We start from the raw sequence: 20278 nt of genomic DNA on the forward strand, positions 1-20278 counted from the left end.
TCGACACGCTGCCGCTGACGGGACTCGTCCTCGCGCTGCTGGTCCCGGTCCTGGCACTGCTGTTCATCACCTCAGCGGACTCGGCCTCGTTCATGCTCGGCAGCACCACCACCGGGGGCGGGCTGAAGCCGCCGCGACCGGTGCGGCTGATGTGGTCGTTCGGGGCGGCCTTCGCCGCGGTGCTGCTGCTCAGCGGAGGGCAGGACGATCTGCGCAGCGCCGCGGTCATCGCCGCGGCGCCCTTCACACTCATTCTGCTCGGCCTCGGAATCTCCCTGGTCATGATGCTGTGGCGCGACCGCAGGCGGCCCGACGGATCGCAGCCGGGGGCAGTGACGCGCCCGTGAGCGCGGCGCCGTCGGGCCCGCCGCCCCGCGACGGGCCCGACGGACCAGCTGTGGTGCGCTCGGCCGCGTTCAGCTCGCAGCGGGCTCCTCCTCCGCGGGGGACGACGGGCCGGCCTCGGACCTGCGCGAGCGCGCATCCCGGAGGAAGAACGCGCCGACGATGCCGAGAGCGGCGACCACTCCGGCCACGATGAAGGCGACATTGACGCCGTGGACCGCGCCGGCCATACCGTACTTCTCGGGATCGCGCGCCGCCGCCGACATCACGGTCACCAGCACGGCGGTGCCCACCGAGGCGGCGATCTGTCGCAGCGTGTTGTTCAGTGCTGTGCCGTGCGGGATGAGGTGCGGGGGGAGCTGGTTCAGTGCCGCCGTGGTGACCGGCATGATCACCATGGCCGTACCCAGCATGCGCACGCTGTTGACGATCGCGATGTAGGCGAACGAGGTCTCCGGGGTCAGCGTGGCGAGCATGAACGTGGAGATCGCGACCAGCGAGAAGCCGGGGATGGCGAGCCACTTCGCCCCGAACCGGTCGAAGATGCGCCCGGTGACCGGGGACATCAGTCCCATCACGACGGCGCCGGGCAGGAGCACGAGGCCGGAGGAGACCGCCGAGTGCCCGGCCATGTTCTGCATGAACAGCGGGATCAGCAGCATGCCGCCGATCATCGCGATGAACACGATCATGCCCAGCGCGGTGCCGAGGGTGAAGATGCGGTAGCGCAGCACCCGGAACTCGAGGAGCGGCTCGTCCAGGCGCAGCTGGCGCCGGATGAACCACGCCAGGGCGAGGGCGCCGACGGCCAGCGGCACGATCGCCTCGGGGCTGGTCCAGCTGGTGTTGCCGGCGTTGCCGAGGCCGAACAGCAGACCACCGAATCCGACCGTGGACAGGATGACCGAGAGCACGTCCAGGGTCGGGAAGGTGCGCTCGGTGACGTTCTTGAGGATGAAGTGGGCGACGATCATGTCGATGACGGCGATGGGCAGCATCATCAGGAACAGGGTCTGCCAGGGCAGATGATCGACGATCCAGCCGGACAGGCTCGGGCCGATCGCCGGGGCGAAGGCGATCACCAGGCCGAAGGTCCCCATCGCCGTGCCGCGCTTCTCGATCGGGAAGACGACGAACAGGATGTTCTGCATCAGCGGCATGATGATGCCGCCGCCGGCCGCCTGGATCACGCGGCCCACCAGCAGGATGCCGAAGGCCGGCGCCACGGCGCACAGCAGGGTGCCCACGGTGAACAGCCCCATCGCGGCGAAGAACAGGGTGCGGGTGGTGTACTTCTGGACCAGGAACGCGGTGACCGGGATCATGATCCCGTTGACCAGCATGAACGTCGTGGTCACCCACTGTGCGGAGACCGCGGTGATGCCGAAGTCGCGCATGAACGCCGGCAGCGCGGTATTCAGCAGCGTCTGGTTCAGGATGACGACGAACGCGCCGGAGACCAGCACCGCCAGGACGGCGTTGCGGTTGACCGTGCTCGGCGTCGCGGATCCGGTGTCAGTGCCCGCCCCTGGCGGGGCCGGCCTGCTGCTCTTCTCTGTCTCAGTGGTCACGCGAAGGTCTCCTCCAGGTCTGGTGCGGTCGGTTCGTGCGCCGGCCGGGATGGTGCAGGGTGTGTCGTCGTCCGTCGTCCGTCGTCCGTCGTCCGTCGTCCGCGGGCTGGGTGATCAGTGGGCGGGGGAGGGCTGTGCTCCCAGCAGATCGCCCTGTTCGAGGAGCGCGAAGCCTTTGTCGATCTGGCGTTCCAGGCTCTGCTCCCCGTCGGTGCTCCAGCGGCGCATCGCCACCCGCAGCGTGCTGACGGCGATCGCCGCGAGCAGGTCCGGGCGGAGGTCGGGTCCGGGGTCGGTCCCGAGCCTCTCGGCGAGGGCCTCGGCAAGGGCTCGTTCGACCCAGGCGTAGTGCGTGAGCTGGCGGGCCATCAGGGGCGGGTGCTCCTGGACCAGCTTCTTGCGCGCCAGCGCCCGTCGGCGACCCATGTGATTCGTCCCGAAGAAGTCGCACTGGGCGAGCACGACGCGCAGCGCCTGCAGCGGCGACTCCTCGGAGGGGCGCTCCAGCAGCATCCGCTGGATCTCGTCCACGGGCACCGCCGGTTCGGCGACCAGGGCGTCCTCCTTGCGGGCGAAGTAGTTGAAGAACGTCCGCGGAGCCACCATGACGGCCTCGCTGATCGCTTCGACCGTCAGCGCCTCGATCCCGTGCTCGAGCGCGAGATCCAGGGCGCTGTCCTTGAGCGCCTGACGGGTCTCGAGCTTCTTCTGCTCGCGCCGTCCCACGGCTTCCTGTGCTGCGTCCGAGTTCCTCATTGATTTTTACAGTACGTGCAAGTTTGCACGGCATGCAAGGTTCGTCGTGTGTGCGCCTCATCGCGTCGGGGTTCGGGGTGGCGGCGGTGCGGCCGCGTGCGAGGGGTCGGCGGACGCCGGGCCGTGCCCGCAGCTGAACGCCCCTCAGGCCGTGCTCGACCCTTGACCGGTGTACGGTGTACACCTAGGCTCGAGGTGTACGCCGTACACCTCTGATCGGGAGCATGCCATGCGTATCGAACCTCTCGCCCTTCAGGCGGCCGCGGCGATCGCGGCCGTCGCCGCCGGCACTCTGTTCGCCGCGATCCAGTTCATCCATCCGCCCGATGAGCTGGCCAGCGTCACCACGCCGGCCTGGGCTCTCGTGGCCGCGCTGACCCTGGCCATGGCGATTCTCGGGCTCACCGGTGTCAGCGGCGCCTATCTCCGTCAGACCCGCCGGTCCGGCGTACCGGGCCTGGCCGGATGCCTGCTGCTGGCCGCCTTCTATCTCCTGACCGCGATGGTCACGTTCGTCGAGGCCCTCGTGCTTCCCGTCACCGCGGAGGACGCTCCCGGCTTCACCACCGACTTCATCGCACTCGCCGGAGGCGGGGAGGTCACCGGGGATCTCGGGGCACTCACGGCACTGGGGCCGCTCTCCGGTGTGCTGTTCATGGGCGGAGGCGTGCTCTTCGGCGTCGGCCTGTGGCGCTCCCGGGTCCAGCCGCGCTGGGTGGCCGTGCTCATCGGGCTCGGCGCGCTGGTTCCGCTGGCGACCTCGTTCCTGCCGCATGAGCTGCATCGATTCGCAGCGCTCCCGTTCGCGCTCGCCCTGATCGGCCTCGGCTTCACCTGGCGGCCGCGCCGCGGTCGGACGGACTCGAGTCCGCGCTCGGAAGCCGCCGTAGTCTGACCCTCCGACCCGATTCGAGGAGGGACATGGCACCGGCCGACGGACGTACCCCCGTCACGCGAGGGCGCGCACTGCGCGAAGCGGTGGCACTGGCCGACGAGGACGGGCTCGCAGCGGTCACCATGCGCAAGCTGGCGGCACGTCTCGGCGTGGTCCCGATGGCGCTGTACAAGCACGTCGAGGGCAAGGAGGATCTCCGGGACGGGATGGTCGACGAGCTGGTGTCGAGCATCGCCCCGTCGGATCCGTCCCTGGCGTGGAAGGCCCGGGTGCGGCACACGGTCCTCGCCGCGCGGGAGCTGGTCCTCGCCCATCCCTGGCTGCGGACGCTGATCGAGACCCGCACCCGGCGCACCCCCGCCGTGCTCGAGCACATGGAGCGCGTGACCGGAGCGTTCCTCGCCGGAGGGTTCTCCCCGGACCTCACCCACCACGCCATGCATGCCCTGGGGCACCGCATCTGGGGCTTCAGCCCCGAGGCCTTCGACGCTCCGGGCGTCCCGGACGCGGCGACCCCGCCGCCGGACCCCGAGGCGCGAGCGCAGATGGTCGATCGAATGGCCCGGCAGTATCCGAGCATCGCAGCCGTGGCCCTCGCTGCGGTCGGTGACGACCTCTCCCGGCTCGATGCGGGGTGCGACGAGCAGTTCGAGTTCGAATTCGCCCTGGATCTGCTGCTGGACGCCGTCGAGCGGCTCCGCGACGCCGGATGGTCCTCGCCGCGCCGCTGAGCCGCTCTCCGCAGTCTGCTCTCGCCGGCGACGCCCGGGTCGGTCAGCTCTGGCGGCTGCGGCGCAGCATCCAGAAGCCGGCGCCCAGAGCCACGAGGGCCAGAGCCGCCACGCCGGCCGCTTCCGTGCCCGTACGGGCGAGCGTTCCCTCTGCCGAGGGACCGGAGCCGACGGCGACGGTGCGGGGATCCGAGGAGCCCGGGACGGTCACGGTGACCGTGCCGTCACCGGCCGGGTCGCTCTCGCCGCCGGCGGGCTCGCTCTCGCTGCCGGCGGACGGTGCCGGGTCCTGCCCCGCGTCTGCGCCGTCCCCGGTGCCGGTCCCCGGGTCGCCGGTGCCTGCGTCGGTGTCGTCGCCGGTTCCCGGATCCGTGCCTCCGTCGAGTTCCGTACCCGGTTCCGTGCCCGGGTCGGTGGCCTCGCCCGCAGAGCAGTCCAGCCCGGTCAGCTCGGCTGCGCGCAGCGAGTGGCCGTCGGTGTCCGCGTCATCGGCGTAGTAGATCGCCAGGGCACCGTCGGCGCAGGTCTCCAGCGGGGCGAGGGCCACGCCCTCGTTGGCGATGTTGTCCATCCCGGCGGGACGGGCGGTGCGCTCGGAGGCGGTGACCTCACCGGCCGTGAGGTCGTAGCTGACCGATTCGCCCTCGCAGGCCTCGTCGCAGAAGGCGCGCAGCGTCCCGGTCGATCCCTGCAGATCCAGCGCCATCACGCCGTCGAAGGGGGAGGGGAGCGTGGCGACGAGCTCGGCGGACCCGCCGGGCATGAGCGCGAGGGCGTACACCTCGCCCGTCGCCTCGAGCGCCACGAAGGCGTAGGCCTCGGCGCCGGCGGGGACCTCGCCGCCGAGGTTGTCCAGGGCACTGGCCGGTGCGACCTCGATCGCCTCGAGGCCTGCGTTCGCCGCCGTCTCCGGCAGCAGTGCGGTGAGGTCCCATTCGGCCTCGGCGACCAGTTCGTCGGCCCCCTCGGCCGCGGCCGGGTCGTAGCGCAGCACGGCGTTGTGGCTGGTGCCGCCGGTGTCGTTGTCGCGCTCGATGGACTGGTAGAGCTTGCCGTCCTCGCCGTAGGAGATGCCCTCGCCGTCCGGCGTGCCGGTGCCGTCCGGGAAGCGCGTGGGGATGCCGCCCGCGGGCCAGCCCTCGGAGGGTGCGAACGTGCCGTCGGCGTTCTCGACGAGCCGGGAGATCTGGCCGGCATCGTTGTTCGTCGCCCACAGCACCATCTCACCGTCGATCATCGCGGCGTCAAGCCCGGAGAGGTCCTCGCCCCATGCGGCCTCGTCATCCAGCACGGCGACCTCACCGCTGGTGGGCAGCTCCGCGGCAGGCTCGGGCTCGGCGCAGTCGTTCGGCTCGCCCGGGGTCGCGCTCGCCTGGGGGACATACTCGTCCTCGCACAGGCCGTTGCTGGGGGAGACGTGCTCGCTCCAGGAGGTCTCGCCGAGCTGCGCGCCGTCCGGAGCGAACAGGCGCGCCGCGTCCTCTCCTCCCAGCCCGAAGCCCAGTTCGTCGCCGGTGATCAGCAGCAGCGCGCCGGGCTCGAGCGTGGTCCCGGCCGGGATCTCGTAGGTGTGCTCGTCGTCGTCATCGCGGACGACGTATCCGCCGAGGTCTGCCGGCTCATCACCGGTGTTGCGCAGCTCGACGAAGTCCTCGCCCTGGGAGGCGGTCTCGTTGATGACCACCGGGGCCGCGCAGTTGTTGGCGGCGCCCTTGGTGGGGAGCATGCTGAGCTCGAACGCCCCCGTGCCGTCGGCGCAGCGCTGCAGGGAGGGCTTGGCGTGCGTGTCGTCCGCCCAGTCGGCCGTATCGACCAGGGTGCCGGTAGGGGCGAACAGCCGGGCCATGTCGCCCTTGCCCAGTCCGAAGCCCAGCTCGTCGCGGTCGACGACCACGTACTCGCCGGGTTCGATCACGGTGCCGTCGGTGAACACCGAGGGCTCCTTGGTGTCGTCGTCGTCCAGCAGGTACCAGCCGCTGAGATCCACCGACTCGGAGCCGGTGTTGGTCAGCTCGACCCAGTCGTCGGGATCGCCGCCGTTGGAGACGACCTCGTTGATCACCACGGAGCCCTCGCCGGGAACGGGCTCTGCGGGCTCGGTGGGCTCATCCTCGGGCATCGGGCCCGAGTTCTCGGCGCCCGGGGTGACCTCCTCGGCCACGACGAGCTCTCCGTCGATGACGATGTACGTGGTCTCGGCGTGAGAATCCCACGCCACGGAGTCCACCTCGGTCGTGCCGTCGGGCAGGTACAAACGCGCCTGGTCGGACTTCCCCAGCCCGAAGTCGAAGCCTCCGTCGCCGTCGGTCTCCTCGCTCTCGAGCACCAGATGCGCACCAGGGGCGATGGTGGTTCCCTCCGGAACGGTCCAGTCGCGGTCGTCCTTGTCATCGCGCAGGTGCCACCCGGAGAGATCGATGGGCTCGGAGCCGCTGTTGACCAGCTCGACCCAGTCGGGGCCGTCGCCGCTGGACTCGACCTCGCTGATGCGCACGTCGTCTGCCGGGGCGGCGAGCGCCGGGGCGAGGCCGATACCCAGAGCGGCGGGAACCGCAAACAGGGGAGCGGCGAGAGCGAGCGCGGAGAGGCGCAGGACAGGGCGGGGACAGCGGCGCAAGGGCGCTCCTCGGATCGGGATGTACTGGGCGACCTGGACATACGATCACTGCCAGGTGAACGCAGAGCGTCCTGGGCGTGACCGACAGCGGACGGGCCGACGGGGCCGACGGGGCAGGCGGTCCGCGCCGACCGGGGCCGGGCGGCCGTCACGGACCGGGTGGTCGCCACGGGAATGTTCGCGGCGCGTCGCGTGTTGTCCCGGATATGCGCGCTATGACTTACCCCGAGTACGGAGACCCCAGCACCCTGGAGCTCACCGAGCAGCCCACCCCGAAGGTCAGCCCGGGCACCGTGCTGATCCGGGTCCAGCGGGCCTCGGTCAACCCCGTGGACTGGAAGCTGATGGCCGGCGGGCTCGACCAGATGATGGATGTCTTCTTCCCGGTCATCCCCGGCTGGGACGTGGCCGGCGTGGTCGAGGCCGTCGGCCCGGACACTCCCGAATTCGCCCCCGGTGACCGCGTCGCCTCTTACGGGCGCAAGGATGCCGTCTACGGCGGCACCTACGCCGAGTACGTGACGCTGCCCGCCACCTCGGTGGCCGCGATCCCGGACGAGGTCGACGACGAGGCCGCCGCCGGGCTGCCGCTGGCAGGCCTGACCGCACTGCGCTCGCTGGAGACGCTGGAGCTGACCGCTGAGGACACCCTGCTGATCCATGCCGCCTCCGGCGGGGTCGGCTACTCCGCGGCGCAGCTGGCCCGAGAGATCGGCGCCACCGTGATCGGCACCGCCTCCGAGAAGAACCACGACAAGCTCCGCGCGATCGGCGTGACCCCGGTGACCTACGGGGACGGCCTCGTCGAGCGGGTCCGCGAGGTCGCGCCCGACGGCGTCACCGCTGTCGCCGACTTCGTGGGCGGGGTCCGCGAGGACACCCTCGCCGTGCTGGCCGACGGAGGACGCCATGTCTCGGTCGCCGATCCCTCGGTCGAGGAGAAGGGCGGCCACTGGGTGTGGGTGCGGCCGGATGGGCAGCGTCTGCGCACGCTGCTGGAGAAGGTCGCCGCCGGCACCCTGAGCGTCGAGATCGACCGCACCTTCGCGCTCGCCGACGCGGCCGACGCCCTGGAGATCAGCAAGAACGGTTCGGCGAACGGCAAGCTCATCATCGACGCCACCCGCTGACGTCGACGCCGCCCGCCGAGGCGAGGCCTCGCGGGGGCGGCGACACCGTGGACACAGCCCGGCGGCCCATCCGAGGCCGCCGGGCGATGTCGTGCGGCGACGGGGAGGCAGCGGAGGGTTGCGAGCCGTCCTTCGTCGTGTGGCCGCTGGTCGTCGCCATCCTGCTGGGCTGGATCCCCTCGGTGGTCGCCACAGTGGTGATGCGTCACGCGCTCGAGTTCAGAGTGGCCGTGGTGCGCACGGCGCAGAACACGGGCGCCTTGGTGGAGCAGAGGGGCGACCCGAAGAACGGCTGAGAGCGCTCCGAATGTGGATGTTCGCTTCGCCGTCCCGGCTCAGATCTCGCTGCCCTGGGTGCGCAGAACGGACATGCTTCCGTAGAGGCTCGTCAGTCGAGCGACCTCGGCGTGATCGTGGAAAGCCGCGACTCCGCGACCGAAATCCTTCGCGGTCTCGATGGCGAAGCGGACGGCCTGGTCGACGTCGTGCAGATCTGTCGCCCCGGTGGCCGAACCGGGGACGGTCGACTCGGTGACGATGGCGACGCCGACCACCGGGGCGGCGGTCGCGGTGCACGGCTGGACGATCGAGTTCACGTGGTAGACGTCGTTCCCGTACGGGGTGATGTCCTGCATCGTGATGGGCATGACGGCGGGCAGGCGACCGGTTGTGCGTGAGGCGATGTCCAGCAGGCTCTCCGAGACCCGCAGGATCCAGCCGTCGGCGATCGTCGGGGTGATGGCGATGCCCTTGTGGTTGCACACTCGGTTGCCCTTGGTGGTGTCGATCGAGATGATCGCGTCCATCTCCGCGCTGACCTCATGTTTGTTGGAGACGTCCTGCTCGATGACGGAGCCCATGAAAGGCACCGGATCGTGAGGCTGCGTGGGAGCATCGGGATCGATGTGCGTGGCCACGATGACGTCGCCGGGGAGGTGCTCGCCACGCTCGGCCATCGACAGAAGTTTCGCGGCGATCGTGACCGCAGCGAGTGCTCCGTCTCCGTCGCTGACGAAACCGATCTGCTCGGGCCTGGCCCCGAGCCCGCCCAGCCGTCCCAGGATGCCCAGAGTGGGCGCATCCCCTCCGGACCGCTTGCCCGAGCTGCCGGGGATCCTCACGCGCAGGAAGTCGGTCGAGCCGCCGGTGCCCGCGACAGTCTCCACGTCGAGATCGGCATCAGGAGAGAGCGCGCGGAGGTATTCGGCGACGGCGTCGCCGTGCACGGCGGGATCATCGAGCAGATCGTAGGCGGCGATCAGGTGGCTGTAGGACATGGGATCTCTCTTTCGGGTCGTGGTCAGGGGAAGGGGTCGCAGGAGCCGGGAACCGGACTGGCCCCGAGCATCTCCGCGGCAAGACGCGCTGCGGCCGAGCGGGCCACGATCACGGGCAGCCCCGTCTCGTCAGCGACGGCGCGGCGCATCGCCGCCGTGTAGCCGAAGCAGTCCAGGGCGATCAGAGAGGCGCCGCCGGCCCTGAGTCGATGGGCCGCGGCGCGGAGGCCCGCTTCATCACCGGTGTAGGGGGAACTGGGCTCGACGAGGATCTCCACGTGCTCGCCGAGCACCGCAGCGAACTTCCCTCGCGTATCGCGCACCTGCTCGATGAGCGGGCAGATCACCCCGACCGGTCGCTCGGGCGGTGCGGCAGCTGCGACAGCATGGGTGATGATCCGATCCGGGACGAGCAGAGGTGCCTCGTGCACGAGCGGCGGGAAGGTGCCGGTGCATGCCAGGAGAGTGGCATCGACGACCTGCTCGAGCTCTGCGAGCAGGTCCGGCAGTCGCTGCATCACGGCCCGCTCGCCGACGACCGCGGAGCCGCCGTCCGCGAGCCGGGTCGTCAGGGTGTGGTCGTCCGGGGTGGGCCGCAGCTGGACGATCTGCCGGGCATCGAGTCCGTCGAGCACCCCGCGCTCTAGCAGCTCCACGCCGGGCAGAAGGCCTGCCAGCTCGGGGGTGAGGTCGGTCCGAGGGGATTGGCCGATCGTGACCACACCGAGTCGTGTCGGGGCCGGGCTCATCGCCAGATCATCTTCCCCACGGAGTTCACGGAGTCACCGGCGATCAGGCCCGCACCGACCAGCGCGACCTCCTGCTCGCCCTCGGCACCTCGCCAGCGCTGCCACAGGCTCCGGGCGGCCAGGGCGATCAGGACCAGCCAGCCGGCGTTGGGCGTCGCGACCAGCAGACCGGTGGCCAGGAGCACGCCCATCTGGCGTCCGGGCCCGCCGAGGATCTGCACGATGGCACCGGGGATCGCCCACAGCAGGAGATTCAGCAGCACCGAGGGATCGCTGAGACCGGCGGTGATGGTGTCCGCGTAGACCTGGGAGGTAGGAGGCACGGCGCCGGAGGCGAAGAGGTCCTGCCACACGAGGGCGACCAGGCCGATGGCCATGGCGAAGCCAAGGATCGAGGCCTTGAGCTGCTCGCGACGGCCCTCGAGCTCGAACGCGGTGTACGGGCGACGGTCACGCCGCAGGACCCATCCGGCCTTGAAGTCGTATCCCATGTCAGCGAAGGCGGGACCGGTGGAGGCGCAGTAGCCGATCAGCAGCGCCAGCGGCACCGTCGGGAACTGCAGGGCGAGGCCCAGGATGAGGAAGATCAGCGTGACCGCGAACGCCGGGAACCATCCGGCATGCATCGCGGCCAGCCCCACGATGAGCTCGTGCACGATCGCCGCGACGGCTGCGAACAGGGCGAAGGCGATGATGCCCCACCACGGGAGATCGGCCCACATCCCGCCGGCGACGGCCAGTGCCAGCCCGCCCAGCAGGAACAGTGCGAACCCGGAGCTCAGGGCGCGGCGCAGCGCCCTGTCCGTCACGGTCGGGGCGAGCGAGGGATCCGACTCCGCGGCGGTCTCGAGGGCAGCCGTCTCGGACCTCTGCCGCGCTGTGGGGCGGCCGAACATGATGACGCCGATCTGGACGAGGGCGACGATGCCGGCGCCGACCATGACTCCGTGCGGGACGTACAGCGCGCCGAGATCGACGTCGAACAGTCCCGGGGTGTACTGAGCGATGAGCAGACCGGCGGCGAACATCAGCAGGGCCCACATGTTGCCGATCATGGCGATTCCCGCCGCGGACATCGGCAGCCCGGCCATGGAGGCGCCGAAGCCGACGACACCACCACCGATCAGCACGGCCGCCTGTTTCCCGCCCTGGTCACCGGCCTTGATCGTCTCCGCGGCCGCCACTCCGGGCGGCCAGGCCGCGTTCGCCGGGAAGAACCGTGACCCGTAGGCGCGGTAGAGCACGAACACATCGATCGCGAGTCCCAGGCTCGCCCCCAGCAGCATCGGCCACACCAGGTCGGGACGACCGAACAGGAACGGGATCGCCATCGGGGTCAGGAGGGAGTTCGCAGCGGCGAAGGTTGCTCCGGAGATGGACGACTGCACCAGGTTCTGGCGGTTGACGTCCCGCATGCGGTGCAGCCCCGCGAACCCGAGCCGCCCGATCAGCATGGCGATGACGGCGCCGATCACGCTCGTGTTGGGGGAGACGCCGAGCGTCGTGATCATGTGGATGCCGATCGCAGCCCCGAGCAGCCCGACCAGCAGCGTGATCGCGGCCGTCGCGGGGGCGAAGGCGCGAGGATGCTGAATCCCGGTGATGGTCTCCTCCGGTGCCGGGGGTGCTGCGGACATGCGAGAGCCTCTCGACGTGCTGAGCGCCGGGTGGCGCGATGTCGGCCTACCCTCGACCCTCGGCGGCCACTGGCGCAACGACTTCCCGATATATGGGTCTGCCAGTTACAGTCTGGGAACGCAGATTGGTCTGAATACGGGGGACCGGCGTTGATCGGGTACTACTGGTCCTCTGGGCCTGAAGGGGCCACGAGCAGAGCAGAAAGGGCGTCATGGAGGACACCGATACGGGCTCGCGGGCGCCGTTGCAGACGGTCGACCGTGCACTGCAGATCCTGCTCTCGTTCAGCGAGACCCGCCGCGAGTGGGGAGTGGTCGAGCTCGCCGAGGAGTTCGGGCTGAACAAGTCGACCAGTCAGCGCTTGCTCGCGGCACTGGCCGCACGAGGCTTCCTGATCGCCGACCCCATCTCCCGTCGGTACAGCCTCGGACCCGCGATGTGGCACATGGCCGCGCTGTGGGAGCGCGGCGGCGGACTCGCGCGTCTGGCCGAGACCGTGCTGGAAGACCTCGCGCGCACCACGGGGCGCACCGCGTCGTTCACGATCCCGGATGGTTATCACGTGCGCTGCATCGCGGCCGTTGACGGAGATTCGGGACCGGTCCGCTCCCATCCCCTGGTCGGGGACCTGTACCCGGCGCACGCCGGTGCCACCTCCCGCGCCTACTTCGCCTTCCTCGATCCGCTGGTGCGGCGCAACATGCTCAGTGGCCGCCCGTTCGCCCGCTACACGGACCTCACCGAGGTCGACGAGTCGGCCCTGGAGCGCCTTCTTGTCGAGACCTATCGCGCGGGGTGGGCGTACTCCGAGGGAGAGTTCGACTCCACCACTCGGGCGATCGCCGCCCCGGTGAGCATCGACGCGACCCCGATCGGATCTGTGTCGGTGATCGAACCGAAGGCGTACCGCTACGACGATGAGCTGCGTGACCAGGTCCCGGCACTGCTGGAGGCGACCAAGGCGCTCGCCGATCTGCTGGCGAGCCACCGCGGAGCGCCGGGACGCCCTCCCGGGACTCGTCGAGTCTCGTGAGCATCCGAACACCGATCGGAAGGACCTATGCATCTGCTGCTGCTGTCGAACTCGACCAACCACGACTCCGGGTACCTCGAGCATGCCCGGGACGTCGTCGGGGAGCACATCGGCGGCGCCGAGCTGACATTCGTGCCGTATGCGCTGGCCGATCACGACGCGTACACGGCGAAGGTCTCGGCGGCGCTGGCTCCGCTCGGCATCAGGGTGCGCGGACTGCACGAGGCCGATGACCCACTGGCCGAGCTGCGCGCCGCCAAGGCCGTCTTCGTCGGCGGCGGCAACACCTTCCGGCTGCTGGCGGCGCTCGAGGACATCGAGGGGCTCCAGGCGCTGCGGACCCGCGTGCACGAAGGTATGCCCTACATGGGCGCCAGTGCCGGCACGAATCTGGCTGGCCCCAGCATACGCACGACGAACGATATGCCGATCACCCGGCCGCGATCCTTCGATGCGCTCGCCCTCGTGCCGTTCCAGCTGAATCCGCACTATCTCGATGCAGACCCGGGCAGTACACACCGTGGCGAGACCCGGGAACAGCGTCTCCAAGAGTTCCTGGAGGTCAACGACGCGACGGTTCTCTGCCTGCGCGAGGGCACCTGGCTCCGCGTGAACGGGTCCACGGCGATCATCGGCGGCCGTCCTGTGCGGTCCGACGCCCCCGGGCCCGCCCGCGTGCTGCAACGGAGAGCCAGGCCGCAAGAGGTCAGCGGAGATGTCTCGGGCCTGCTCACCGGGACCCCGCGATTCGACGTCCCGGCCTGAGTTCCCGGTGGAGCCGACTCAGGTTCCGCCGAGCTCCTGCAGCTCGCCCAGCAGCGCGAAGATCTGCTCGTCCATCTCCACCTGGGTCATGACGATGCAGACGCTGCCGTCGGGATCGGCGAAGAAGTCGGTGCCCATCCCGCCGGACCAGCCGAAGCGGCCCCGGTGCGGGCCGTCGGTCACCACGGAGACCCCGTAGCCCCAGCCGTTGCCCTCCCAGAAGCCGGGGAAGAAGCTCTCCGGGGTCTTCACCGAGTCGGGCACGTGGTCCCGCCGCAGCTCGCCCAGCAGCTCCGGGCCCAGCAGGTCACCGTCCAGCAGCGCACGCAAGAACGCGTGGAAGTCAGAGAGAGTCGAGACCAGCTCGGAGTGGCTGACGCCGAACGGTGGCGGGTCGGCATAGAAACCGGCACCGGCGGGCTCGATCTGCTCGAGACCGTGCTCGGTGCGCCGGAAGGCAGGCAGCAGGCGGTGGGCCTGGTCGCGGGGCACCGTGAAACTCGTGTCGGGCATTCCGGCCGGATCGAGCACCGTCCGCCGCAGCACGTCCTGGGTTCTCTCCCCCGTGAGGCGACCGAGCTGGATGCCGAGCACCCCGAAGGAGACGTGGTAGCGCCAGCCGTCGCCGGGCTGGAAGGCGAGGGGCAGGGCGGTGAGTGCCTCGAGCCACTCCTGAGCACCGAGCTCGAGCGGCTCGTTGCCCGGCTCGACCCGGGAGGTGACCATGGCGCGCTTCAGCGGCGAGTCGGTGGTCATCATCCCGTAGCCGGACCGGTTCGTCAGCAGGTGCCGCAGCGTGATCGGGCGGGAGGCGGGCACCGTGTCCGCCAGCGCTGCCTCCGCACTGGTGAGCACGCGGGGCTCGGCCAGCTCCGGCATCCACTCGGCGACCGGGTCGTCCAGGCCGAGCACGCCGTCCTCGACGAGGCGCAGCGCCGCCACCGAGGTGACGATCTTCGTCATCGACTGGATGCGGAAGATGGCATCGGTGCGCAACGGTGACCCGCCCGGGGCATCGGTGCCGACGGCGACCGGCTCGTAGTCATGGCCGCACGTGGCGACAGCTCCGGGCATGGTGCCGGACTCGACGTGACGGGACAGCAGCTCGCTCAGGTCAGTGGCCAAGAGGCGACTCGGCAGAGTCATCAGCCCGCGGTCGCCGCGCCGACCTCGGGCTCACCCGCGGCGGCGCTCTCACCGACGGCCTCCGACATGGCGCAGATCTGGAACGTGGCGCCGTCGGGGTCGGCGACGGTGGCGATCCGGCCGAACGGGGAGTCGATCGGACCGTCCAGCACGGAGCCTCCCAGCTCCTGGACCTTCGCGGCCGCCGGGTCCGCGCTCTCGACGGCCAGGTAGGCGCGCCAGCCCGTGGCCTCCTTCGGCATGAAGGCCGTGCTGTCCCCGAGCCCCCAGGTGGCGCTGTCCATGGGGCCGGCGTTGAGGTACCGCATCATTCCGTCGTCCATGGATTCGCCCATCGGCTCCAGCTGGATGTCGAGCAGGGTCGAGTAGAACTCGCGGGCCGCGTCGAACTCGTGGGTCATCAGTTCGAACCACACCGGCGAGCCGGGCGCGCCCGTGAACTCGAAGCCCTCGAACTCGTTCGCCTGCCACAGGCCGACGCGCGCGCCGGTGGGGTCGGTGATCATCGCGCTGCGGCCGAGCGGGCCGATGTCCATGGCCGGGGAGAACACGCTCGCCCCGTTCTCGGTGGCCCGGGCGAGGCGGGCGTCGACGTCGTCGACGGCGAGGTAGACGTCCCAGCCGCTCTCGAGCGGTGTCCCGTCGGGCATCGGCATGCCCGCCACGTCCATGAGGCCGCCGACGGGCGCACCGTCGTTGCTGATCATGTGGTAGTGACCGAACTCCTCGCCGGTGTCCTCGAACGTCCAGCCGAAGAGTTCGGAGTAGAAGGTGAGGGTCGCCTCGAGCTTCGTCGTGCCGAGATCGAGCCAGGTCGTGTCTCCGGTGGGGCGGGCCATGATTCCTCCAGTGGTGGGTCGCGGAGTGCGGCGGACAGTGCTGTGGCTCACAGTAGAGGCTCGCGAGGGTCTGGTCTTGTCCGATCCTGCGCACATCCGGCCCTGCGCACCTCTGATGCTGCCGGGCCGGGCGCTGTCACCGTCGGCACAGGCTCGGCAGTGCCGAGAGCAGGGGGATCCCGACCGCGTCCTCCTGGGCCCGGAATCGCAGGGTGACCTCGCCGGCGGCGGTGATCGGATGTGGATGGGCGGCGACGACGGGGGTCGACGGCGTCAGGTGGGCGCGTGGGTCGGCGTCAGGGGCCACCGCGAAGCCGAGCAGGAACGGGGCGCTGTCGCACAGCGGGAGGTCGATGAACTGCTCGCCGGAGGTCAGCGCGCCCGAGCGTGGCAGCCCGATGGGTGCCGGGTGCGCGTACCAGCCCACCCAGATCGAGGCATCTCCGCGGCGGCTCAGCTCCTCCGGCACGTCGAGGTGGATCCGTACGGTCCGCTCGTCGGGGGCAGTCAGCGAGAAAGGGCGCGGCGGGTGGTCGCTGATCCGCTCCGCCAGGCGGCGGAGCTCGGCCGGCGGCACCCCGACGGTCTGGCGGAAGCGCCGGCTGAAGCTGGAGAGGGAGTCGAACCCGACGGCGGCGGCCACGTCGATCACGGGGTGCTCTGCGCCGAGCAGCATTCGCTTGGCGGCGTCGATCCGCATAGCGATGAGGTACTGGCCGGGACCGATGCCCACGTGAGCACTGAAGCGCCGGGCGAAGTGGAAGGGGCTGTAGCCCGCCTCGTTGGCGAGATCTGCGACCTTCAGCGTCGCGGCCTCCCGCCGCGCGAGAGCGAGCACGGAGTCCCACGGCGCGGACGCCTGCCGTTCAGTGGTCTGGGTCACGCGCCGAGTCTAAATCGTTGTACACGGCAGTCGCAGGCGGGAAAAGCGCTTGCGGGGGACGTGGCCGGTGGGCCCTGTCCCTCGGTGCCGGCTCCCGCCCGGCCGGTCTCCGCACGGCGGGATGACGGTGGCAGTACGTGACTGCCCAGCGCATGGTTACAGTGGCAGAGCCCTACTCCCCGTGGTCCGCGTGATGCTGGACCCGATCACCGGTGCCGGCTGGTCCGATCCGTCGGAGGTCGTGACCGCCCCGGTGCAGGGGAGTCCGCCATCCCGAACGGAGAAGCTCTGTGATGACCGAGGACGAATCTGCCACCGGCAGGAGAGGGCCCGCCGGGTCACGACGTACCGACCGGCGCGGCGGAGACCGGCTGCCCAGCCTGGACTATTCCCGTCCGAAGTATCCCCACAACATCCATCCAGCCCTGGTGCCCGGCATCGGCATCGATGACCAGCGCCGCATCTACCACGTCGACAAGATCGTCTTCGGGGTGGCCGGGATCCTCACCGTCGCCTTCGTGATCTGGGGCATCGTCGATCCGGCGAGCGTCGGCACCGTCGCCAACGCGGCGTACGCGTGGACGATGAGCCACCTGGGGTGGCTGTTCAACGCCGTCGCCACCGTGGTGCTGGTCGCCATGATCATCCTCAGCCTCTCGCGGTACGGGAAGATCCCGCTGGGCAAGGACGGGGAGAAGCCGGAGTTCTCCACCTTCTCCTGGGTGGCGATGCTGTTCGCCGCCGGCCTGGGCATCGGCGTGATGTTCTGGGGCCCGGCCGAGCCGCTGACCTACTTCCTCTCGCCGCCGCCGCTGACGAACGAGGCGGAGTCCGTCGAGGCCATGCACTACGCACTGGCCCAGACGTACTACCACTGGGGCTTCCACGCCTGGGCGATGTACGCGCTGGTCGGCGGAGCCGTCGCCTATGCGGCCTACCGTCGCGGGCGCTCCCTGCTGATGTCCTCGATCTTCCAGCACCTGTTCGGCAAGCGGCGCACCGAGGGCTGGGCCGGTCAGCTGGTGGACACCTTCGCGATCATCGCGACCCTGTTCGGCACCGCCGCGGCCCTCGGTATCGCGGCCCTGCAGATCGGTCAGGGTGTCGTCATCGTCTCCGGCGCCTCGGAGCTGACCAACACTGCCCTGCTCCTGGTCATCGCGGTGCTCGCCGTCGGGTTCGTGATCTCCGCCGTCTCCGGCGTCTCCCGCGGCATCCGCTACCTCTCCAACCTCAACATCGTGCTGACCATCGGCTTCACCGGTCTGGTGTTCCTGCTCGGTCCCACGCTGTTCCTGCTGAACCTGCTGCCCTCGGCCATCATGGAGTACGTGGGCTCGCTGTTCCACCTCATGGCCCGCTCGGCCTCCTGGGGCCAGGAGACGCTCGACTTCCAGTCGGCCTGGACCGTGTACTACTGGGCATGGTGGATCTCCTGGTCGCCCTTCGTAGGCATCTTCATCGCCCGCATCTCCCGGGGCCGCAGCATCCGCCAGTTCGTCCTCGGCGTCATCCTGATCCCGTCCTCGCTGCTGTTCGTCGCCTACGGGATCATGGGCGGGACCGCCATCTCGATGTACCGCGAGGGCGGCCTGGGCGTGATCGAAGAGGTCAACGCCCCCGAGGTGCTCTTCTCGATCGTGGACAACCTGCCCTTCGCCAGCGTGATGCCGCTGCTGATCATGGCGATCCTGGCGATCTTCTTCATCACCGCCGCCGATTCGGCCTCGGTGGTGATGGGCATCCTCACCACCCGAGGCAGCTCCAACCCGCCCAAGGTCCTGGTCGTCTTCTGGGGCCTGGTGATGGCCGGCATCGCCGTGGTCATGCTGCTGCTGGGCAACGAGTCCGCGCTCCAGGGGCTGCAGTCACTGGTGATCGTCACGGCCGTGCCCTTCGCGGTCGTCATGCTCCTGATCGTCGTGGCGTGGTTCCGTGAGCTGCGCACGGACCCGAACACCCTGCGTCAGAAGTACGCGGAGGCCGCCGTCAGCAACGCGGTCGTGGACGGCGTGGACAAGTACGACGACGACTTCAGCTTGCAGGTCGTCCGGGCCGAGCCCGGGGAGGGCGCCGGCGCCGGGGTCGACTCCACCCATGCGGATTACACCGAGTGGTACCAGCGCACCGACGAGCACGGCGAGCCCGTCGGCTTCGACTTCGAGACCGGAGAGTGGGCCGACGGCTGGACCCCCGAGACCGAGGAGGACGACACCGGCTCGGTGTCGCCCGAGGTCACTGCCACCCCGAGCACACGAAAGGACACGCCATGAGACCGAACATCGTCGTCATCCAGGCCGACCAGATGGCCGCGCAGGCGCTCGGCGCCTACGGGGACCAGGCGGCTCTGACCCCGAACATCGACGCCCTCGCCCAGGAGGCAGCGGTGTTCGACCGCGCCTACTGCAATACGCCGCTGTGCGCTCCCTCGCGGGCATCGATGATGACGGGCCGCATGCCCTCGGACATCGGGTGCTACGACAACGGGGACGACTTCGGCGCCTCCACGCCGACGTTCGCCCACCACCTGCGCGCCGCCGGCTACCACACCGCGTTGGTCGGCCGCATGCACTTCATCGGCCCCGACCAGCACCACGGGTTCGAGCAGCGACTGACCACCGACGTCTACCCGGCGGACCTGGACATGGTCCCGGACTGGCAGCGGGATCTCGGCGACCGGCTGCAGTGGTATCACGACGCCGACGCCGTCTTCACGGCGGGCGTCTCGAAGGCCACCGTCCAGCAGGACTTCGACGACGAGGTGGGCTTCCATACGCTGCGCCACCTCAACGACCGTGTGCGCGCGAACCAGGCCGCGGGGGAGGACATCCCCTTCCTCATGGTCACCAGCTTCATCCATCCCCACGACCCGTACGAGCCGCCCCAGGAGCACTGGGACCGGTTCGAGGACGTCGACATCCCCGATCCCGCGCACCCGCAGGTGCCCAGCGCGGACGAGGACCCGCACAGCCATCGTCTGCGGGCGATGAGCGGATTCGACCGGCGCGAGCCGACCCTCGACGAGGTCCGGCGCGCCCGGCGCTCCTACTACGCCGCCGTGAGCTACATCGACGACCACGTGGGCCGGATCCGCGAGCGCCTGGAGACCCTCGGGCTGCTCGAGAACACCGTCATCATCGTCACCAGCGATCACGGCGACATGCTGGGCGAGAAGGGCCTGTGGTACAAGATGTCGCCGTACGAGGAGTCCTCGCGCGTGCCGATGATCGTCTACGGGCCCGAGCACCTGGTCCCGCGCGGCCGGTACGCGAACCCGGTCTCGCTGCTCGACCTGATGCCGACCCTGCTGGACCTGGCCGGTGCGCCCGGCGACCAGGACAGGGAGGGCCGTGACCCCGCGCGCCGGGGCATGTCACTGCTGGAATCCGCGCGTCGCGAGGCCGACGGGAAGGCCGGCCCCGAGGACCGCGACGTGGTGATCGAGTACCTCGCCGAGGGCACGCTGCGCCCGCAACTGACCCTCGTGCGGGGTCAATACAAGTACGTGGTCTGCCCGGGCGATCCCGATCAGCTCTTCGACCTGGTCGCCGACCCGCACGAGCTGACCAACGTCGCCGAGCGACCCGAGCACACCGAGCTCGTCAGCCGGCTGCGCGGCGCGCTGGAGAACCAGTACGATCTCGCCGCTCTCGAGGAGGCCGTCCTGGCCAGCCAGGCACGGCGGCGCCTCGTGGCCGAGGCGCTGCAGACCGGCACCCCGCGCCCGTGGGACTTCGTCCCCGACCCCACGCAGCGCTACGTGCGCGGCGACTTCTGGGGTGCCCTGCAGTTCGGGCAGATCCGCGACGCGGTCCCCATGGAGGAGACCTCCTGAGCTGCTGACCGCAGCGCGCCCGACGGACCAGCGCACGCCCGACAGACCAGCGAGATCCGCGACTTGTA

18 protein-coding genes are annotated in these 20278 nt (G+C 70.1%); 9 read left to right on the forward strand and 9 right to left on the reverse strand.

Annotated features, from left to right (window positions below; genetic code table 11):
* Window positions 1-347, forward strand: a 347-nt coding sequence (locus AC5020_RS06500; protein WP_464987643.1) for a BCCT family transporter, incomplete at its 5' end; no start/stop codon positions are given.
* A 69-nt stretch (window positions 348-416) separates the two neighbouring features.
* Here AC5020_RS06500 and AC5020_RS06505 read toward each other — a convergent pair.
* Together AC5020_RS06505 and AC5020_RS06510 are read right to left on the reverse strand one after the other, a co-directional pair.
* Complete coding sequence (locus AC5020_RS06505; protein WP_464987644.1) at window positions 417-1916, reverse strand: MDR family MFS transporter; 1500 nt, start codon at window positions 1914-1916, stop codon at window positions 417-419.
* Between the two features lie 114 nt (window positions 1917-2030).
* Window positions 2031-2672, reverse strand: a complete 642-nt coding sequence (locus AC5020_RS06510; RefSeq protein WP_377019425.1) for a TetR/AcrR family transcriptional regulator — start codon at window positions 2670-2672, stop codon at window positions 2031-2033.
* Window positions 2673-2901: 229 nt separating this feature from the next.
* Here AC5020_RS06510 and AC5020_RS06515 point away from each other — a divergent pair, with 229 nt between their 5' ends.
* A complete protein-coding gene (locus tag AC5020_RS06515; RefSeq protein WP_464987645.1) occupies window positions 2902-3567 on the forward strand; it encodes a hypothetical protein in 666 nt (221 codons plus the stop codon).
* Between the two features lie 26 nt (window positions 3568-3593).
* Window positions 3594-4298 carry a TetR/AcrR family transcriptional regulator gene (locus tag AC5020_RS06520; RefSeq protein ID WP_464987646.1) on the forward strand — a complete coding sequence of 235 codons (705 nt, stop codon included), beginning with the start codon at window positions 3594-3596 and terminating at the stop codon, window positions 4296-4298.
* A 43-nt stretch (window positions 4299-4341) separates the two neighbouring features.
* On the opposite strand, the gene AC5020_RS06525 is transcribed toward AC5020_RS06520, so the two are convergent.
* Complete coding sequence (locus tag AC5020_RS06525) at window positions 4342-6915, reverse strand: lamin tail domain-containing protein (protein ID WP_464987647.1); 2574 nt, start codon at window positions 6913-6915, stop codon at window positions 4342-4344.
* Between the two features lie 215 nt (window positions 6916-7130).
* On the opposite strand from AC5020_RS06525, the gene AC5020_RS06530 reads away from it, so the two are divergent.
* Window positions 7131-8045, forward strand: coding sequence for an NADP-dependent oxidoreductase (locus tag AC5020_RS06530; RefSeq protein ID WP_464987648.1), 915 nt, complete (start codon window positions 7131-7133; stop codon window positions 8043-8045).
* A gap of 86 nt (window positions 8046-8131) precedes the next feature.
* The gene (locus AC5020_RS06535) at window positions 8132-8341 is read left to right on the forward strand and encodes a hypothetical protein (protein ID WP_464987649.1); all 210 of its coding nucleotides are present in this window, start codon (window positions 8132-8134) and stop codon (window positions 8339-8341) included.
* A gap of 39 nt (window positions 8342-8380) precedes the next feature.
* On the opposite strand, the gene AC5020_RS06540 is transcribed toward AC5020_RS06535, so the two are convergent.
* From AC5020_RS06540 to AC5020_RS06550, 3 genes are read right to left on the reverse strand one after another with little or no spacing between them, the layout of a single operon-like run.
* Window positions 8381-9322, reverse strand: a complete 942-nt coding sequence (locus AC5020_RS06540) for a DUF1177 domain-containing protein (protein ID WP_464987650.1) — start codon at window positions 9320-9322, stop codon at window positions 8381-8383.
* 23 nt (window positions 9323-9345) lie between these two features.
* Window positions 9346-10071, reverse strand: a complete 726-nt coding sequence (locus tag AC5020_RS06545; protein ID WP_464987651.1) for an AroM family protein — start codon at window positions 10069-10071, stop codon at window positions 9346-9348.
* On the reverse strand, window positions 10068-11708 hold the full coding sequence (locus tag AC5020_RS06550) for an OPT/YSL family transporter (RefSeq protein ID WP_464987652.1): 1641 nt from the start codon (window positions 11706-11708) through the stop codon (window positions 10068-10070). Before AC5020_RS06550 ends, AC5020_RS06545 begins: the two co-directional genes overlap by 4 nt.
* 212 nt (window positions 11709-11920) lie before the next feature.
* On the opposite strand from AC5020_RS06550, the gene AC5020_RS06555 reads away from it, so the two are divergent.
* Window positions 11921-12742, forward strand: coding sequence for an IclR family transcriptional regulator (locus tag AC5020_RS06555; protein WP_464987653.1), 822 nt, complete (start codon window positions 11921-11923; stop codon window positions 12740-12742).
* A 27-nt stretch (window positions 12743-12769) separates the two neighbouring features.
* Entirely contained in the window at window positions 12770-13507 is a 738-nt protein-coding gene (pepE, locus tag AC5020_RS06560) for a dipeptidase PepE (RefSeq protein ID WP_464987654.1), read from the forward strand.
* An 18-nt stretch (window positions 13508-13525) separates the two neighbouring features.
* Here the strand turns inward: pepE and AC5020_RS06565 are convergent, their stop codons facing one another.
* The 3 genes from AC5020_RS06565 to AC5020_RS06575 all read right to left on the reverse strand — a co-directional run bounded on the left by AC5020_RS06565 (window position 13526) and on the right by AC5020_RS06575 (window position 16375).
* The gene (locus AC5020_RS06565; protein WP_464987655.1) at window positions 13526-14632 is read right to left on the reverse strand and encodes a serine hydrolase domain-containing protein; all 1107 of its coding nucleotides are present in this window, start codon (window positions 14630-14632) and stop codon (window positions 13526-13528) included.
* A gap of 20 nt (window positions 14633-14652) precedes the next feature.
* Window positions 14653-15492, reverse strand: a complete 840-nt coding sequence (locus AC5020_RS06570; RefSeq protein WP_464987656.1) for a VOC family protein — start codon at window positions 15490-15492, stop codon at window positions 14653-14655.
* Window positions 15493-15628: 136 nt separating this feature from the next.
* A complete protein-coding gene (locus AC5020_RS06575) occupies window positions 15629-16375 on the reverse strand; it encodes a helix-turn-helix domain-containing protein (RefSeq protein ID WP_464987657.1) in 747 nt (248 codons plus the stop codon).
* Window positions 16376-16668: 293 nt separating this feature from the next.
* Between AC5020_RS06575 and AC5020_RS06580 the strand changes: the two genes are divergently transcribed.
* Both AC5020_RS06580 and betC read left to right on the forward strand, forming a co-directional pair.
* Complete coding sequence (locus tag AC5020_RS06580; RefSeq protein ID WP_464987658.1) at window positions 16669-18648, forward strand: BCCT family transporter; 1980 nt, start codon at window positions 16669-16671, stop codon at window positions 18646-18648.
* The gene (gene betC, locus AC5020_RS06585) at window positions 18645-20210 is read left to right on the forward strand and encodes a choline-sulfatase (RefSeq protein WP_464987659.1); all 1566 of its coding nucleotides are present in this window, start codon (window positions 18645-18647) and stop codon (window positions 20208-20210) included. Before AC5020_RS06580 ends, betC begins: the two co-directional genes overlap by 4 nt.
* Window positions 20211-20278: the final 68 nt, after the last annotated feature.

The organism is Brachybacterium sp. SYSU DS0246 (assembly GCF_059391765.1).

Excerpts from the sequence above, each read along its gene's own strand:
- AC5020_RS06570 (WP_464987656.1), bottom strand. The coding sequence starts at position 15,492 with ATGGCCCGCCCCACCGGAGACACGACCTGGCTCGATCTCGGCACGACG.
- betC (WP_464987659.1), top strand. The coding sequence starts at position 18,645 with ATGAGACCGAACATCGTCGTCATCCAGGCCGACCAGATGGCCGCGCAG.
- AC5020_RS06555 (WP_464987653.1), top strand. The coding sequence starts at position 11,921 with ATGGAGGACACCGATACGGGCTCGCGGGCGCCGTTGCAGACGGTCGAC.
- AC5020_RS06580 (WP_464987658.1), top strand. The coding sequence starts at position 16,669 with ATGACCGAGGACGAATCTGCCACCGGCAGGAGAGGGCCCGCCGGGTCA.
- AC5020_RS06540 (WP_464987650.1), bottom strand. The coding sequence starts at position 9,322 with ATGTCCTACAGCCACCTGATCGCCGCCTACGATCTGCTCGATGATCCC.
- AC5020_RS06550 (WP_464987652.1), bottom strand. The coding sequence starts at position 11,708 with ATGTCCGCAGCACCCCCGGCACCGGAGGAGACCATCACCGGGATTCAG.
- AC5020_RS06545 (WP_464987651.1), bottom strand. The coding sequence starts at position 10,071 with ATGAGCCCGGCCCCGACACGACTCGGTGTGGTCACGATCGGCCAATCC.
- AC5020_RS06530 (WP_464987648.1), top strand. The coding sequence starts at position 7,131 with ATGACTTACCCCGAGTACGGAGACCCCAGCACCCTGGAGCTCACCGAG.
- AC5020_RS06510 (WP_377019425.1), bottom strand. The coding sequence starts at position 2,672 with ATGAGGAACTCGGACGCAGCACAGGAAGCCGTGGGACGGCGCGAGCAG.
- AC5020_RS06520 (WP_464987646.1), top strand. The coding sequence starts at position 3,594 with ATGGCACCGGCCGACGGACGTACCCCCGTCACGCGAGGGCGCGCACTG.
- AC5020_RS06535 (WP_464987649.1), top strand. The coding sequence starts at position 8,132 with ATGTCGTGCGGCGACGGGGAGGCAGCGGAGGGTTGCGAGCCGTCCTTC.
- AC5020_RS06515 (WP_464987645.1), top strand. The coding sequence starts at position 2,902 with ATGCGTATCGAACCTCTCGCCCTTCAGGCGGCCGCGGCGATCGCGGCC.
- pepE (WP_464987654.1), top strand. The coding sequence starts at position 12,770 with ATGCATCTGCTGCTGCTGTCGAACTCGACCAACCACGACTCCGGGTAC.